General features: G+C 39.4%; 13 protein-coding genes. 4 read left to right on the forward strand and 9 right to left on the reverse strand.

Going from position 1 to position 16,693, the window contains the following annotated elements; all coding sequences use genetic code 11:
• Positions 1-152: 152 nt before the first annotated feature.
• The 3 genes from ACIQZ2_RS02430 to ACIQZ2_RS02440 form a co-directional block, all read right to left on the reverse strand.
• On the reverse strand, positions 153-2,798 hold the full coding sequence (locus ACIQZ2_RS02430) for a M14 metallopeptidase family protein (protein WP_395767242.1): 2,646 nt from the start codon (positions 2,796-2,798) through the stop codon (positions 153-155).
• A gap of 133 nt (positions 2,799-2,931) precedes the next feature.
• The gene (locus tag ACIQZ2_RS02435) at positions 2,932-5,304 is read right to left on the reverse strand and encodes a T9SS type A sorting domain-containing protein (protein ID WP_395767243.1); all 2,373 of its coding nucleotides are present in this window, start codon (positions 5,302-5,304) and stop codon (positions 2,932-2,934) included.
• A gap of 195 nt (positions 5,305-5,499) precedes the next feature.
• The gene (locus tag ACIQZ2_RS02440) at positions 5,500-6,036 is read right to left on the reverse strand and encodes a hypothetical protein (RefSeq protein WP_395767244.1); all 537 of its coding nucleotides are present in this window, start codon (positions 6,034-6,036) and stop codon (positions 5,500-5,502) included.
• A gap of 317 nt (positions 6,037-6,353) precedes the next feature.
• Here ACIQZ2_RS02440 and ACIQZ2_RS02445 point away from each other — a divergent pair, with 317 nt between their 5' ends.
• Positions 6,354-6,737, forward strand: a complete 384-nt coding sequence (locus ACIQZ2_RS02445; RefSeq protein ID WP_395767245.1) for a hypothetical protein — start codon at positions 6,354-6,356, stop codon at positions 6,735-6,737.
• 127 nt (positions 6,738-6,864) lie between these two features.
• Here the strand turns inward: ACIQZ2_RS02445 and ACIQZ2_RS02450 are convergent, their stop codons facing one another.
• The 6 genes from ACIQZ2_RS02450 to ACIQZ2_RS02475 form a co-directional block, all read right to left on the reverse strand.
• Positions 6,865-8,658, reverse strand: a complete 1,794-nt coding sequence (locus ACIQZ2_RS02450; RefSeq protein ID WP_395767246.1) for a hypothetical protein — start codon at positions 8,656-8,658, stop codon at positions 6,865-6,867.
• A 165-nt stretch (positions 8,659-8,823) separates the two neighbouring features.
• Positions 8,824-9,150, reverse strand: coding sequence for a DUF805 domain-containing protein (locus tag ACIQZ2_RS02455; protein WP_395767272.1), 327 nt, complete (start codon positions 9,148-9,150; stop codon positions 8,824-8,826).
• Between the two features lie 91 nt (positions 9,151-9,241).
• On the reverse strand, positions 9,242-9,619 hold the full coding sequence (locus ACIQZ2_RS02460) for a hypothetical protein (RefSeq protein ID WP_395767247.1): 378 nt from the start codon (positions 9,617-9,619) through the stop codon (positions 9,242-9,244).
• 6 nt (positions 9,620-9,625) lie between these two features.
• Positions 9,626-10,177, reverse strand: a complete 552-nt coding sequence (locus tag ACIQZ2_RS02465) for a hypothetical protein (protein WP_395767248.1) — start codon at positions 10,175-10,177, stop codon at positions 9,626-9,628.
• A gap of 242 nt (positions 10,178-10,419) precedes the next feature.
• On the reverse strand, positions 10,420-11,319 hold the full coding sequence (locus ACIQZ2_RS02470; protein WP_395767249.1) for a PIG-L family deacetylase: 900 nt from the start codon (positions 11,317-11,319) through the stop codon (positions 10,420-10,422).
• A gap of 114 nt (positions 11,320-11,433) precedes the next feature.
• Positions 11,434-11,934 carry a Rieske 2Fe-2S domain-containing protein gene (locus ACIQZ2_RS02475; RefSeq protein ID WP_395767250.1) on the reverse strand — a complete coding sequence of 167 codons (501 nt, stop codon included), beginning with the start codon at positions 11,932-11,934 and terminating at the stop codon, positions 11,434-11,436.
• Between the two features lie 34 nt (positions 11,935-11,968).
• On the opposite strand from ACIQZ2_RS02475, the gene ACIQZ2_RS02480 reads away from it, so the two are divergent.
• From ACIQZ2_RS02480 to ACIQZ2_RS02490, 3 genes are read left to right on the forward strand one after another with little or no spacing between them, the layout of a single operon-like run.
• The gene (locus ACIQZ2_RS02480; protein ID WP_395767251.1) at positions 11,969-13,750 is read left to right on the forward strand and encodes a DUF1800 family protein; all 1,782 of its coding nucleotides are present in this window, start codon (positions 11,969-11,971) and stop codon (positions 13,748-13,750) included.
• A 6-nt stretch (positions 13,751-13,756) separates the two neighbouring features.
• Entirely contained in the window at positions 13,757-15,844 is a 2,088-nt protein-coding gene (locus ACIQZ2_RS02485) for a DUF1501 domain-containing protein (protein WP_395767252.1), read from the forward strand.
• The gene (locus ACIQZ2_RS02490) at positions 15,841-16,557 is read left to right on the forward strand and encodes a hypothetical protein (protein WP_395767253.1); all 717 of its coding nucleotides are present in this window, start codon (positions 15,841-15,843) and stop codon (positions 16,555-16,557) included. The genes ACIQZ2_RS02485 and ACIQZ2_RS02490 overlap by 4 nt, the downstream gene beginning before the upstream one ends.
• Positions 16,558-16,693 lie beyond the last annotated feature (136 nt).

Consider the following 16,693-nt stretch of genomic DNA (forward strand, 5'->3'; position numbering starts at 1 on the left):
AGAGATAATATCATGTAGTAACAGTCTATTGACAAATACACAGAAAAATACCTCCAAACAGCCTAGTCAACCATAGAAACTACCCACACCATTGGAGCGACTCGGTATATCCTTACGGCATTAGGGAGTAACGCATAACCTGTACCAAATACCTATTTGTGCTCAAACAATTGATTAAACACCATTTTAAAGGTATTGTGCGTTTGCCCTCTGAAAGTAACTTCTGGACCATAGACAAACAAATTACCCTTGCCTACTTTGGCTTGAAAAGCAGCTATCCCGTCCTGCAAATACGTCTGACCAAAGGCCCACCCACTACGTAAGGTTTTATCAGAAGCGTACCAAGCCAGTGGAATTAAGTTGCCATGGGCAATCGCCTCCGCCGACAAATTAAAGACCGGACTGGCGCTAAAATATACATCTGCTTTAGACGTCATCCCCCAGTTGGCCTCCACCTCATTATCCACCGCAACTTGCATCACACTACCTGGAATATAAAATTTCTCACCTGGTAAATCGCGCTCTTTGCCATTAACAATTTCAACCAGTGCATTTTTTACGGGCAGATTTAAATGATAAGCAAGGTTTGAACTAGACCCAATGGTAATGATGTCTCCCCCCTCTTCTAAGAATGCACGTAAACTTGGGATTGATTTTGCCGCCGTTATTTTTCCCAGCGTCTCTTGATACTCCGTAGGAATATCAGCTTCAACGGGTTCCCTACTCATGTACTCGCTTGGCGCTTCAGCTTTCAAACTTGGAATGGCTCTAGTAACAAAGATGAGTGCGTCATACTTAGACTTCAGGTTGCCCTTGTCGATTTCTTTGGCAAATACCAACTTAAAATCAAAATGGTGTTGTTCTAATATCCAACGTAACCAACCCGAGGGCATTGAGCCACCGTACACATCCCAAAGGCCGATGCGCTTAGCGCCGATTTTTTTTGAATCTTGCTTTGGTAAATTTACCAAAGGTGTAATTTTCACGCTTGCCTTCGCAAGGATTGATGAAGCAGCTAAACTGTGCGTGACATAAAATGCATCTTTTGTTTTGGTCACTTCAACACCTGCTTTTAATAAATCATTTAACAAGGTAAATGAAGCATTATCTGAAGTAGGGAATGCATAATAAGTAGCCGTTTCAAACGTGGGACTCGCAACTTGCAACTGACCGTATGGAATCGTTTCCAAGGGAGCATCGAGGTCAGTCAAGATCCGGTCAAACTGAATACCCATGGTAAAAGCAGGTGTCCAGCCCGCTGAATCATATGGACGAACAGGAGGACCACCCGGGTATTGGAAATCATTTGGGTGGTCTTGCGGCTCAAACATATCAATAACATGTGGACGAAAAGCTTGATTGGTTTTAACCACAAAAGAACCTTGCGGATATTTCTTTCCATTAACTTCAAAAGCCTGGGTCGCCTTCTCTACACGGATTCCACTTTTAATCAAGATATTCACAAAAGCCAAACGCGTTGTTGATTGATCCGCCGAAATAATGTAGGCACGGGCATCACGAGTTGACGGATTAGCATATACGACAGCAAATAAGCTATCACTTTTGGACTTAAGGTTACCACCAGCAAGGCTCGTTAATTTCTCCACTTTATTGGGCGAAAGCGTCCAATAATCCTTCGAACCAAGCTCAATGGATTTACGACCCATTTTGTAAATATTCATCAGTACCTCTTCGCGGTGGCGTGTGGCATAATTCAGCACCGCATAATTCAATGAAAGCGAATAGTCGATGGAGTTTTTGAAAAACCATTTACGCGGCGTAATGGGGAAAGGTGTCGCGGAATTGGGAATTAATCGATTGGGAACTAACGGAATGGTCTTCGGCGTAGGATCGCCAATAATCTCCGTTAATAGACCAATGATGTTGTGATAATAGGCTGTTGTACGGAGTCCGCCATTCCACCAAGTAGAATAAACAGATCCTGATTTCATGGTATACCCCGGTTTATCTTCCGCATTTAAACGGGAGCTCATCGCTGCACCTAAGGCATCGATTCCGGTAACTAATAATGGATCGTAGACATAATTGAATGGATCCCGGTATGGTGGCCCAGCGACAACAGTTCCTTCCGGCCCTGTTTGATGGTGATTATAGAGAATCTGCGGCATCCACTCAATGTATTGTTGGCGTGCCATATTCGCCGACTCGCTCATATTCATCATGTAGAAATCCCGGTTATTGTCATGGCCAATGTATTTTTCATACAGACGTGGCAAGAATTCCGTGGACCGCTTTAACGTATCTGCCTTGCGCATGTACCAGTTGGACACCAACTCCTGCCCATCCGGATTTGCGTGCACAAAAAGGATGATGGTATTCTCAAGAATACGCTTTGTTTCCTCATCGTTACGGGTGGTGAATTGATAAATGGATTCGATCCATTGATGAATCCCTACGGTTTCGGTCGCGTGCAATCCCCCATCGATCCAAACAACGGCTTTCCCTTCTTTGGCTAAGGCTTTAGCTTCTGATTCACTAAGTCCTTCAGCACGAGCGAGGCGCTGAGAAATGGACTTATACTTGGCCAAATTCTTGATGTTTTTAGGATCAGAGACCATCACCATGTATTGATTTCGACCCTCTTCGGTTTTCCCGATGGATTGCAATTTTACGCGTGGGGAAGCTTTGGCTACCTTTAGTAAATAGGCTTCTGTTTGCGTAAACGTAGCTAGGTGATAATTATCTCCGATTGAAAATCCAAAATGAGATTTGGGGCTAGGAACTTGACCAAAAAAGATATGGGATATGAATAGGAATAGTAGGGTGATTTTTTTCATGGGGTTGATGGAGGTAAGAATTAAAGGTAAAAAAAATGATTTAAAAACCTGACCGGAATTTTAAAATTCAAGTGCCTCTAATCCAAATTTTATCATGGGAATATGCGTAAGGAAGTCGCCCAAAAAATTCCATTCAACTCCCCAGTTTACTAATTTTAATTGACTTGGCATTTGAATTATCATTCGACAGTATTTGCAAAAGGTAATTACCCGCATTCAATTGACTTAAATCAAGTTGCTCACCATTAACAACGATTGATTTTATCATACGTATCATTCCCGAATGATCAACTACTTTAACCTGTACCGTTCGTCCGAACTCGGTTGGGAAATTGACGCTAAAATAATGGGAAATTGGATTGGGGAATACGTTAACCTGACTCAATATCACTTCTTCCGTGGCTGTTATGATGACAACCATGGGCTTACTGACCTCTGTGCCACAGGGAGACTCAACCTTAACGGTATAGTTTCCACCTTGGGTTGGGATAATCGATTTTTGATTTGCATTATCAATCTTAAGTCCATTAAAATACCATTGATTCCATTCATTGGAACTCGATGTTAAACTACCATTGGGTTCTTGGGTAATGGATGGAATTCCAGGAACAGGGATAAGCACGACACTTGCTGGATTACTCAAGGGGCTACTACAACCGTCAACCATGGCTTTCACTTTATATTCCCCGGCTACATTGGCTAAATAGTTGGCTTCAAAAGCATTTGGAATAGGATTCCCATTACGGTACCATTGATTCAAGGAGCTGCTACTTTTCAAAAGTACAGTACTGCCTGCACAAAGAGTAAGGGGAGATGAGTTCGAAATCACAGGGGCAACGGGAATACGCTTCTTCGTAATGTTTATGGTATCGCTCCTTAACACACAGCCATCCCTACTGCTTTCTGTTATGAAGAAAGTTCCTAATTCTTTCAAATTGGAGGCATTCGTTTTAGGATCAAAGATTGAAGTTTTGCTATTAAATGTAAATGTATAGTTTGACCCAACATTTATTTTTTTCAAGCCTACCAATAAACTATCGTTTTGTAGACATAAACCAGCTGTCGAATAAGTCAACCTTGGCTTTTCGATAAAATCACAATCCATTTTATAGGCGATGATATTGGTAAACATGGCGTCTTGATCTTTCCGCTTATCAAAATATTGCAAGAATGATGTGTGTGTTTTATAATCATAATGAGGCCAAAAACCCAATGAATCTGCTCTGGTTTGGTCAGAGTCAAACAAAATAGGATGGCTATGCAGCTTTTTTACTTCATACTTTTTTGTGGTTGGATTAAAAAGAAAATATGAAAATTGATTTTGGTAGATAAATCCAATTCCATGATTTGGCAAAATATCCATGTAGCCATCATGATTGATATCATCAAAGACATCTGAGATACCCGATCTAATTTTACCTATTTTGTAATTGAGGCTATCTGCAAAAAACCGTTGGCTAATGTCCTGACCGTTTTCATTAAATATTACTGCATAGGTAGTTTCATCGCTCTGTTTCCAAAAAGAAAATAAATATTCGTTTTTCCCATCCCCGTCAAGATCTTGAGCAAAACCTTGTCGGCCTGTATTATGAAAAGGTTTACGCGACAATCCTTGAGGTATAGCTATTTTAGAAATCGCCTTTTTTTCCTTGGCGGTTATGTACCCAAACATATCCAAGGGAGAACTCCTTAATTCATTTCTTGGATCTTTAAGTATTCCAAACAAAGTATCTTGCTGGGAAAACATGGGCACAAAAAGTCGGCTTTTAAAAAGGGAGTCGGCTGAATTTCGCTGAAAAAGCTGAAGTGTTTTTCGCTGAAATTTACCCTTATAGTCAAAAACCTGAATTGAATCCTCATGGGGATACCGCATGGGAATCGATTTAGGCAATTCATCAACCAAGCCTAAAAACGCCAATTCGTCGTCTTTGTCTTGATCGATATCTATAACCTGATAATGCCTAGTTGACCCACCGGTATCGTTAAAAAAACTTCCTTCAAAGGATTTGTTGCTTTTATTTATGAACATGAATTCACCCATATTCTCGCTTGAATCATACCACTTGGGCATGGATGAACGAGAACCGTGCCAATTGTCCGTTGGTTGATAAACATCTAAAAACCCATCTCCATTAACATCCAACACGATGTGTCCATCGTCTCCACCTTTAAAATCGAATACTTGATTTGAATCTAATTCGAAATTATTATTGCCCCGATTCAAAAAAACGGCTTTGAATTTCCTGGAATCAATTATGGAATCTTGCCAAAACATTCTGCTTGTCCCCACGGCAGCAAACTGTAATACAATATCAGATAATCCATCCCGATTAAAATCGCCTGTTGAAATCCATCTACTTTGGGTACCATGAAAACCCGGGTATTGGGCGCTCATTTTTGACCACCAGGCTTTGTTGATGAGTAAGCTATTTTTAGGAATCGTTTGGCTATATACGTTGGAAAATAATCCAAGCAAAATACAACCCACCAAACATAATTTTCCCATGAATATTAAAAGTATGTAAAGTGAAATTACCCAATAAAATTATAAGTTAAGCTAAAAATCAAAATACCTTTCAAGGCCCCCATCAGTATATCAAACAGCATTCAAGTTTTAATTGCATCCGATTCGCATCGAACATTGGGATACAAAAAAGGGAAGGCCATTGCCTTCCCTCAAACTTTATCACAATTGATAGCTTTATTTCTCAGCAGCTGCTCTGGCTGCTAACTCCTCCATAATCAATTTAGTATCATACAAATGGATGTCACGAACAACCTTGTCATTTTGCCACAACATCGCACGATGCAATGGAATTAAAATATCTTTCCCAGTAAAACTGCCTTTTGCCAACATCACACCCCATACATTAGTCCATACCTCTCCGTTATTTAACTTCAATGTAATGACGCGAAGACGATCAAATTTGACATTTGTCCAATTTTTATATTGGCCCTTAAAATCGGCCAAAAATGCTTTTTTATCTTGAATGTCCACAAGCGTGTCACTTGGGTAATACACTTGAATGTTATCCGCAAATGCATCACCTGACCAAGTGGTGTCTTGATCGGCGTAAGCTTTCAGTTGGGCTTCAATCGCTTTGGATTTATCATCCAAACTGGTCATCGTTCCACCAAGTGCATCCGATGTAGCATCTCCTGATTTACTTGTTTCTGTTTTGGGGTTACAGTCAAACATCGCTGTCGCAAGAGCGATCATCATCAATAATTTTTTCATTTTTTTATGCGTTTAGTTTATATTTTGAAGCATGAACGTAGTGAATTAAACAGCGTGTTAAACGCAGCTAACTACGTAATTTGTTCCAAATACTGAAAATGGAACAACTCAACTTCAGCGCATTGATTTTATTTGGCTTCCCATAGGCCAAAGAGTTAATTCAAAAAATAGAACTAATCGTAGGGATGTAAACTAAACCGGGGTATTGGCACAGCCAACTTGAATAAAATACCATATAATAAATAGGCCAATCTAATTGAACTTCAATAAGAATTTATCCTTTACTTTGCTTTTGTAATTCAATAATTCGAACGTATATGAAAAAGTATTTACTAGTAACGGGGCTACTATTCATTTCAATCTTTGCCAACGCGCAAACAATCTGGACAGAGGAAACAAAACTCAAAGGGACCATAGGCAAATATGATATTTTCATGACACTTGCTGTTCCTTATGGAGGAGCCTCCAGATGTCTTGTGATTGGTAAATACCATTACGGAACCAATAAAAAATACATTGATCTTTGTTCAGAAGAAGAGGGCATTATCGTTGAGCGAGTTAATAACAAAGAAACTGGTTATTTTTTGATTTACGACTGGAATAAAAGCGTAGGGCAAACGGTAACAGGTTTATGGACTTCCATGGATGGAAGAAAACAATATGCGGTGAAGTTAAAAGTGGTAGGAAAAGGACAATACTAAGATTATTACTTATTTTCAAGAGGTATTTTTTTCAAAATACATGTCCTAGGTAACTCATACGATTTTAATAGTTGAGCGAAACATGCAGCCCTTTTGCTTTGTATCCCTTAGATAGTACCGATTTCATCTATTTCAACTCAAACGTAAACTTTAGCTTGGATTTAATCGGAACCCCATTTTTCCTTGCTGGTTTAAATGGTTTAATTAATTTAACGGCATTTGCCACAACTTCATCCATTGCCAAACTAATTGAATTTTCCGTCGTAATTGATTCAATCATTCCTTTTTCATTGACAGTCACTTCATACAATACGCGCAACACCTTACCTTTTCGCGAGTTAAAATCATATTCCATTTTTGAAACAATGTCTTTATTTAATTCTACCAAGCCGCCAGGATATACCGGCACATCAGAATCTGCCTCAACTTCCTGTTGTTTGGCAACCGGCTTCAGTGGGTTGGCTTTAAGCGTTAGTAGGTATTCCGTTTCCTTGAAATACAACATATCATCCGCCATATAACCGACCTCCCCTTTGTGGTTTACTTTCCAATGACGATTAATAAATCCTTCGACCTGAATGGTTTCAAAGGCAGCAATCGATTTTGCCGCTGATCCATATTCAGGCGTTTTACGTAATTTCGCTTCCCGATCCAAAACAACACTATTGGGTTGTGGACTTGGACTAAGGGTAGTTTTTACCGGTTCCGATTCCGCAGCCAACTGCTTCAATTTAGCTTCATATTGCTCTTTATAACTTAAAACACTTCGTTTTATGACAAATAGTTGGGCTTCATCCACTATGAATCCCAATTTCCCCTGGTAGAGAATCTGCCAATGATTCGAATCATAACCTGTCACCTTAATCACCTCATCTTTAGGAATAATCGTCGGTTTTTTCGTTTGAATCAACGTCGTCTTAAAGCCTACATCCTTTAACAAGATCACCTCATCCACTTTCAGCACAAGGGGTGCTGGCTTTTCGATGGGTTTAGTTGGCGTAGCTTGTGCCACCGCTTTTGGTGGTTCAGGTTGTGAAAGCGGTTTGGCCTCCTCCATTGCTTGTTTTTGCGCCTCCGCCAACTTATTGATTTCTGTTTGCTCCTTTGCAAATGCTGCCTGCAATTTAGCACGAGCATCTTTTTCATCAATATTTTGATCCGCAATCAAAATGTATCCTTCGCGATCTTTGAATTTTATCTTCCAAAAAGCATCTTCTTGGCCTATAAGCGCTACTTTTTTAGATGCCGTTAAGGTTCCCACCGCACTGGAGAACACATCCGGCTCAATACGCATCTTCGCGTCCTTGATGATTTTAATTTCAGGATAAAATTGACTATCCGAAATCATTGGATTTTCAACATCCTCCTTTTCGGGCTCCTTAGGTGGAGCAGGCTTTTCTTCTACTTTCTTTTTCTCTAATAAATGGGCGACTTTCGCATAACACTCCCCATCCTTGGTAGAATTCTTTTGCTTGCTTATTCGCACCTCACCGAAAGGAACCAATAATTTTTTACCTACAAACGAATTATCCCCATTCGGATCAGCTAAAGGCTGAACTCCATCCCAAACATCATTTTTTCGACGAATACCTATGTTGACATTAGCCGTTTTACAGATAACTACGCCTTGACAATCCTGAAAAATCAAAATAAATGACAAGAACTTGTCTTCGATTTGCTTAGTCGGCTTTTTTGAAGTAATCCGAAATCGATACAAATGGTTTGAATTCCCAAATTCTGATTTACTATCGCAAGCTAGTAATGATAATTTATAATCAACCTCAACAATGAGCTCTTCATTTTCATACAAAGAACCTGCACTTTCCCAATCTCCTGTAATAGGAATATCCACCAGTTCTTGCCCCAAACATTGCATGGAAACAAGAAATAAGCATACCAACAAATACGTATATTTTCGCAAAAACAATAGGAAATTGACCTAAAAATACAAAATACTTAATTTTTTATTTCTATCAATTTATCAAAATTAGTATTTATTAAACGGTACCACTTATTATAAATAAAATTGGCCCATTTTGGGCCAATTTTACTGATAAATCATTTTAAAGAATCACATTGACTAAAGCTATACTTTTTGTTCTTTCGGATCTTCCCCATATGAATTAGCACCTTTTGTTCCTTCCGTACAGGCTAAATACAGGTTATAAAATGGAATTAGAATAAACCAGCCACTTTTATCTACGTCATGCATTCTTCTAACACCGACTGCAATAGAGGGTATAATCGTAGCAAGTGTGTAAATATTTGAAAGGTAAGCACTCGTATAAAGCGCTATTAAGCCTATGCCAAATGTAATTAATGCATTAAACAAGGTAAAGTACCAATATTCGCTTCTTCTAGCTCTGCCTTTAAATGTTGCATAATTTTGGAGTACGTGTAAATAATAGTTCATAGTTAACAAGTTTATTTTTTCGTAGATATGGTTCTATGAATTAACCCTGTTTATTAAAGTTGTTTCTAGGCTCAACTAATATCAATTAAATTTATTTACCTGTTTTTTTTTCATCAGCTTCATTGCACATTCCAACAACTAAATCACTGATCATGTCCTCTGTTTGGCCTTCCCCATTTATTTCAAATGCATTAATTTCCCACGTTTTGTCATCATTTATCTCAAACTGTATAACAGCATTTGCAGGCTTATCTTCATAAGTTATTTCACCAGATACATTCAAATGATATTTGTTGTCATCAGGAGATACAAAACTTTCCCATTCTGGATTGGCAAAAAAACCATCAACTAATTCCTCCACCGTAGCCTTCTGACAATCATCAAAATACCCCTTTTTTATACTATTATCCATTTCTGATTTACAGCCTACGAACAAAAATAATCCCAAAATCAATAGTAAATACTTCATCTTATTCTATTTTAAATGTTTCATTATATGTGCACAAATCAACTCTGATTTAGAAGTTGGCAAATTTTTAATTGAGCCATCTTTCATCACCAATTGAATTCCGAATTCAACACTTACTGCCCTAGCTAACTTAGAATTTCCAGTATCTTTTGTCTTAACTGCACGTACAGTTTCCATATTATTATACTCAAAAATAGCCTTCTCTTCTTCTATGACATCGTTGTTATTAGTAATGACTTTTTGCTCCAAATTATGAGCTCTGTAAATGATTTTCTTATTTGTCAAGGTAATTATTGTTGACATACCTACATGTTTGAACAACATCTCCTCGCCATCATCTAAATCTGTAAGTAAATCAATTTCAGATTTGTCCAAAGCTATTTGTTGGTTGTAAAGCCAAAAACCTGCTAAGATCATTAACCATCCACCATACTTGGATATGACACCTACACCAACAACTAACTCGAGCCAACCAAAAGAAAAATCATTTGCTACCCACATTATCAAATCGGCAGCACCTAATACTATTAAAGCATATGCTAAATATTTCTTGTTCATTTTGAATGCGTTTACTTATTGGATATGTTTTATGGATTTAATCGTAATAAATAACAAACCTTATCGATTTATCATTTAAATTAAAAAAATCCAAAATAAAATAAGATTAATTATTTAACGGTAACTATGTATAGTAAACAAGAAAATACCGCGACTGAACAAATTATTTCAACTCATTTACTGATTAAAACAACGTGTTGAGGTGGGGTGAAAAATTTCCTACTGGGTCATGAAATTTTAAATTATTTTGAAGGTGCAGCAAAACCCGATTTAGCCAAATCATCAAAAAGCTTTTGAACGTCTTTAATTCCTTTTGAATCATTTACATCAAAGTATCGATAGGTCTCCATATCCGTCTTGTGTATTCCATTTTCTTGAATTGCACCTTGCGACTTATACTCCGCAATCACCCAATCCGCGACAATTTTATAACTTACTTTATCATTTTCCTTAAACTTAAATGCTCGATTCAAGGTGAATACGGGTGAATTAGGTTTGATTTTAGTCTCTGGGAAACCCTCCAACATGCTAAACTCGACAGGCTTGGATGTGGCAGATTGCGGACTACCGGCAATGATGATGGGTTTATTTGCACCCTTAAATCGCTGAACTGCTCGTAATGCCATTAGGACTGCGGTCTTATGATGCCCATGCTGACCTGCATGAGGCAACATCGTTATGATGAAATCATAGGCACGATCAGCTAACAAACGGTCCATTCTTCTTTCCACATAGGGTATCTCCCAATTTTTCCCTGAGATGTAAGGCGTCGGATCCGTGGTATACCAATCATCCGGTTGCTCCATGAAATAAATATTTCGAACCCCCATAATCTTACCTGCATTCAAAATTTCCTGCTTACGCAACATGGGCAAATGAGTCCGCGCAACAACCGAATCCGTAAGGTTTAGTCCATAATACATAGCACCTAATTGCGAGTCAGCAAAGCCTCCTCCCCCATCAGTCATAACGGCCATATCCACAGTACCCTTTAATTCATGGGTAATCTTAAACATGGTGACTGAAAATCCGGTCTCATCATCCGGATGGGCGGTTACAACGAGAACTTTGGGGCCTTGTGCCAGCATGGAAATAGGCGACAAAAAAGCCAAAAGCAGCATGATTGGTAGCAATTTTTTCATTTGATTCAGGGTTTTTAGTAACATTCGAGTACACTCATAATTGCTTAATAGTAAGCAAGTTAACAGAAAGTTACTAGCAAGCACAAAATCTAGCCACTGATTTAAACGCAATGTTTATGATTTTAGGACCTTTAAATAAGTTTTATATAGCGTAACGGGAAAACGAACGAGTCCTCCTGAGATGCTATTGGAGCTACAAGTAACTAAATTAACTTCCGAGGTATTGTATGAATTACCGTGGTTTTCACATTTAAAGCGCCCATTAACCACAACCCAAGAGGCTCGAGCACCTTGATGTGGGCAGCAATTATCAAAAGCTTTTATGGTAGTATTATCGGTTTTGATTAAGAGTATTCCTGCCTCAAGGACATTGCTAAAACCTGAAATATCTGCTAACTTACTGAAGTTTTTATGCGCTAAATTGACGAATACACTTTTACCCTCAATCAAAAAGCCTTCGTCATTAAATAAAGCTGAAACACGTTTAAATTCTTTTTCATCTTCTGATGTGGCAGGAACGACTGTTTCCGCCTCTTCTTGACAAGAACTTAGGAGCGCCAGTTGCGCGACAGTCAGCGCCGGGCAAAGATGTTGAATGAAGTTTCTGCGTTTCATAGCTGCAAGAAACAACTTATTTAGGAAATAATAAATGGCAAACGAGAAAACACCCAAGGGCCAAACACCTGATTTAGTCGATTTATTTACGAAAGAGAACATTCGCTTAGACACCGTGGGTATTCGTAAAAATCGCACCTATGGCTCTACAAAAGGACTTTCTCCGTACGCAGGGGAGTTTGGCAAAGCACAAAAAATGCATTTGCTTAATCGGACGCTTGTTGGATTTAGCTACAAGAGTTACCAAGAAATCAAAAATCTAAATCTGAAGCAATGCATTGACCTAATATTAACACCAGAAAAACCCTTCTCTCCGCCGATAAACGACTATTACTTGGATATCATGGACAACGAAGCTGCGGTTAAGGCAGATGTCCCCAAAGGTAGCGTTTGGGTCACCGCACCCGAATTTATTCAAGATGATGGCATATTATCGGGGACAAGAAAACAATGTACCAAGGCCTGGTTTGTCAAACAATTAGCCAAGCAAAATACTTCGATTCACTGGAGAATGGTCTTGTTTTACCATAATATATTAGTTGTTTCTATCACAGATTCGGGATTTGGCAAGTTTGCGTTTCAATATTTGGATACCTTATTCAAATATTCTTTAGGCAACTACAAGGAATTGATTTACCAAATTACCCTAGACCCGGCCATGCTCGTTTATTTGAATGGGAACCAGAATAACAAAGCAGCCCCTGATGAAAATTATGCCCGCGAGTTACAAGAATTATTCACCGTAGGCAAGGGTCCAAATTCCAAATTTACCGAAAGTGACGTGTCTGAAATGGCCCGCCTTTTAACCGGATGGTATTTTGATTGGGATAAATCACAAAAAAAAGAAGGGCGAACGGAAGTCCTTAATAGCTATTGGAATCATGATACCGGCGTAAAACAATTCTCCGCTTTTTATGGTAATCGGAAAATTTCCGGATCAAATGACCCAGATCGGGCCGATGGAGAATTACGAGAAGCCATCGATATGATTTTCGACACCAATGAAATTGCTCTGTATATTTGTCGGCGTATCTACAGTTTCTTCGTCAATCCCATAATCGATGGGCCCACCGAGGAAATAATTATTGCCCCACTAGCCAAGATTTTCCGGGATGCCAAATTTGAAATCCTCCCAGTGCTTCGAACTTTATTATCCAGTGAGCATTTCTTTGATTCCATGCATTACAATGCCATCATCAAATCACCCGCGGATTTTGTCCTCGGCCTATCCAAAGAATTTGATATGCCTTTATTGGACAACAAGTTTGCTCCTTTTATCAAAGGCAATGATGAAATTTATTACGAATATAGGCGCTACGTTAGCCTCGTATATCAAATGAGTAATTTGGGCATGAACCTTGGGGACCCTCCCAATGTAGCCGGCTGGCCTGCCTATTACCAAACACCCGCCTTTGATTTGTTTTGGATTAATTCAGAAACCATTATCAAACGCTCCCAATATACCGACTCCATTTTTAACTGGGGCAATTGGCTACATTACAATAACGCAAGCAAAACAGGGATGTTAGTCCGTGTAGATTTAGCTGAATACGTTCGTCAATTTGAAAATCCCGAGAAATTGGACGTGCTAGTTGACCAATTAATTGAACGCTTAATTAATGTTCCCATTTCAAAAAGTAATCGAACCCTGATTATTGACAAGATTATGCAAGGTAATACCAACACCAATTATTGGACTGGAGCTTGGTATACCTTTCTTGGGAATCCTACGCCTGAAAACCGACAGGTAATTCAGAATCGCCTTGCACAAGCGATGACATTAATTTTCCAATTTGGCGAAACACATTTACATTAAGGAGCCATGAATAGACGTAACTTTTTACATAATATGGCCCATTTGGCAGCGATGCCAGCCTTCATCCCGGGAATGGAAGCGTTTGCGCAAAGCGAGCTTTTAACCAATACCGCTGATAAAGGAAAAATTTTGATCATCCTGCGTTTTGATGGTGGAAATGATGGCTTAAATACCGTCATTCCTTTGGATCAATATGCCAATTTGCAGAAAGTTAGACCCAAGGTCATCTTGCCAGAAAACAAAATACTACCCATAAAGGGCACGTCTGCAGGTTTACACCCTGCTATGGCCGGATTGAACAATTTACTCGACGAAAAACGATTAGCCATTATACAGTCGGTAGGTTACGCTAAACCCAATTATTCACACTTTCGGTCTTCTGATATTTGGATGTCGGGCTCTGATTCCGACATCAATGTGCCCTCTGGATGGATGGCTCGGTATATCGAATCCCAACACCCTAATTATCCCCAGGCCTATCCCAACGCTAATTTTCCACATCCACTGTCGATCGAAATTTCTTGGCAAGCCAGCTTGTTATTTCAAGGTCAAAACTCCTTCACAAGTTTGATCTATAGTAATCCAGACAGCTTTTATAAGTTGATGAATCCATTCGTAAATACCTATCCCGAAACCTTACAAGGGTCTCGTTTGGCTTATTTACAATTGATTGGAAGACAATCTCAAGAGTATGGCGCAGTTGTTCAATCAGCTTTCCGAAAAGGAACTACCCCCATTCCCTTCGAAGAAAATGATTTAGGCAACCAATTTAAAATTATCCAAAAACTCATATCAGGTGGCTTGAATACACGGGTATACATGCTACGGATTGGTGGATTTGATACCCATAACCAACAAGTTGATGCAAGCGACCACACCAAAGGCATGCACGCGGTATTATTGAAGCAAGTCAATGATGCCATCGTGACGTTTATGAAAAACCTGGATGCGCAAAATCTCGGGGACCGGGTTGTGGGAGTAACTTTATCCGAATTTGGACGTACCATTCATTCCAACAATAGCGGGGGGACCGATCACGGAACGGTAGCACCGATGTTTGTATTTGGCAATGCTGTTTTGGGCGGTATGATTGGAACAAATCCGGTGATTCCAAAAGAGTATAAAATGAACGATGATTTACCCGTTCAATTTGATTATCGTCAAGTGTATTCATCCATTTTGAATCAATGGATGGGTTCGTCCAAAAGCAATAATAATCAGATATTATATCGCGAATTTGAGAAAATACAACTCATTAAAGACACCTTTGCTGATGCAGATTCAGACGGTGTACCTGATTTGTATGACCAATGTGCCAATACACCATTGGGAACTTTGGTGGACATAAATGGTTGTCCCGTATTTACTATGGCCACGAATAATTATAGCATTCAGGCTACGGCGACCACCTGCCCAGGCATAAAAAATGGAGCGATGCAAATCACCTTCAAGGACACGAAATTTACCTATTTTGTGGATATCAAAGGCCCTGGGGGCTTTACAAAATCACTCAAAGCCGTGGCAGGAGCTAAACAGTCTTTGGACAACTTAGATATTGGAAATTATAATTTATCCATCAGCATCGAAGGCCAAAAAGAATATATTCAGCTATTTGATATTCAAATCAAACAACCGGCTCCTTTGATTGTTCAAGCGAGCACGAGTCCAGATCAGCAAAGCATAAGCTTGGCTTTGCAAGGTGCTGAATCTTATTTTATTCAAGTAAATTCAAAAACCGTTGAGGTGAAGGAGTCAAGCTGGTCCATCGATTTAGAAAAAGGAATCAATAAAATTCGCGTTTGGACTTCTCAAGACTGCCAAGGCGTTTTCAATCGAGAGATTTTCCGTTCAGAACAAATTCAATGCTTCCCAAATCCTTGTATAGGACCTGTCAACGTTTATGTGGCAGGACGAGATTCTCGCGTGGAAATTACGCTTTATGATTTGCAAGGTCGCACATTGTCTCATAATACTTATACTTTAGACATCAATCGAATCACATCGTTGGATGTAAGCCATTTACCGGCTGGATCCTACTTGCTTGAAGCGAAAGGACAAACAGTCCAACAACAAGTTAAACTGATGAAACTATGAGAAATAACCTGCGCATTTTACTCATGGCATTATTCGTTTGGGCATGTAACGCAAAGACAGACGAGCCCATGGTTACTCCAGCCGTTCCGGAAAAAGCACCAGATGCGGTGGAGTTGAGCAAACCGGCCAACAATACCGTCTGCTTGCTAGGAACCAATACCAGTGGAAACGAAGTTCAATTCACTTGGGCACCCGTGGCATCCGCAACGAGTTATGATTTAAAAATCACGAATTTGATAACCAATTTCACAGAAACGAAAAGTTTTCCCACCAGCCCCGCAAACGTGACCCTTATAACAGGTGTCGCTTATGAATGGCAGGTAATATCTAAATCAAATAAGTCGGCGTTAACTACAGGCTCCGCCAAATGGAAGTTTTATTTAAGCGGTGCAGGACAATCCAGCTATGCGCCCTTTCCGGCAAGTTTGACATTTCCGGCTTCAGGCCAGCAAGTTACTGCAACGGCAGGGCAAGTAAAGTTGACATGGTCTGGATCGGATCCGGATTCAGGTAATTCATTTTTATCCTATGAGGTTTTTGTAGATACTGATATCGCAAAAGTGAAGAACCGCGAAGTCACAGCACAAAAGATCAAAACGGAATCACTGAGCATTCCAGTAAAGTCGGCAGCCACCTATTACTGGATGGTCAAAACTACAGATGAAACAGCTTCCTCAAGCTATTCAGCAATATACGGATTTAGGGTTAATTGATCCTGGCATAAAAACGGCATTACCGTTCAGGTAGATGTACGTAACGAATGGTATGTATACGATATGATCTGAAGATAAATCTAATATTGTCGAAAAATGATTCTTACCTTGAAGGCCAAGTCATAAGGAATCACAT

Source organism: Aquirufa sp. (assembly GCF_044342065.1).
GTDB lineage: Bacteria > Bacteroidota > Bacteroidia > Cytophagales > Spirosomataceae > Aquirufa.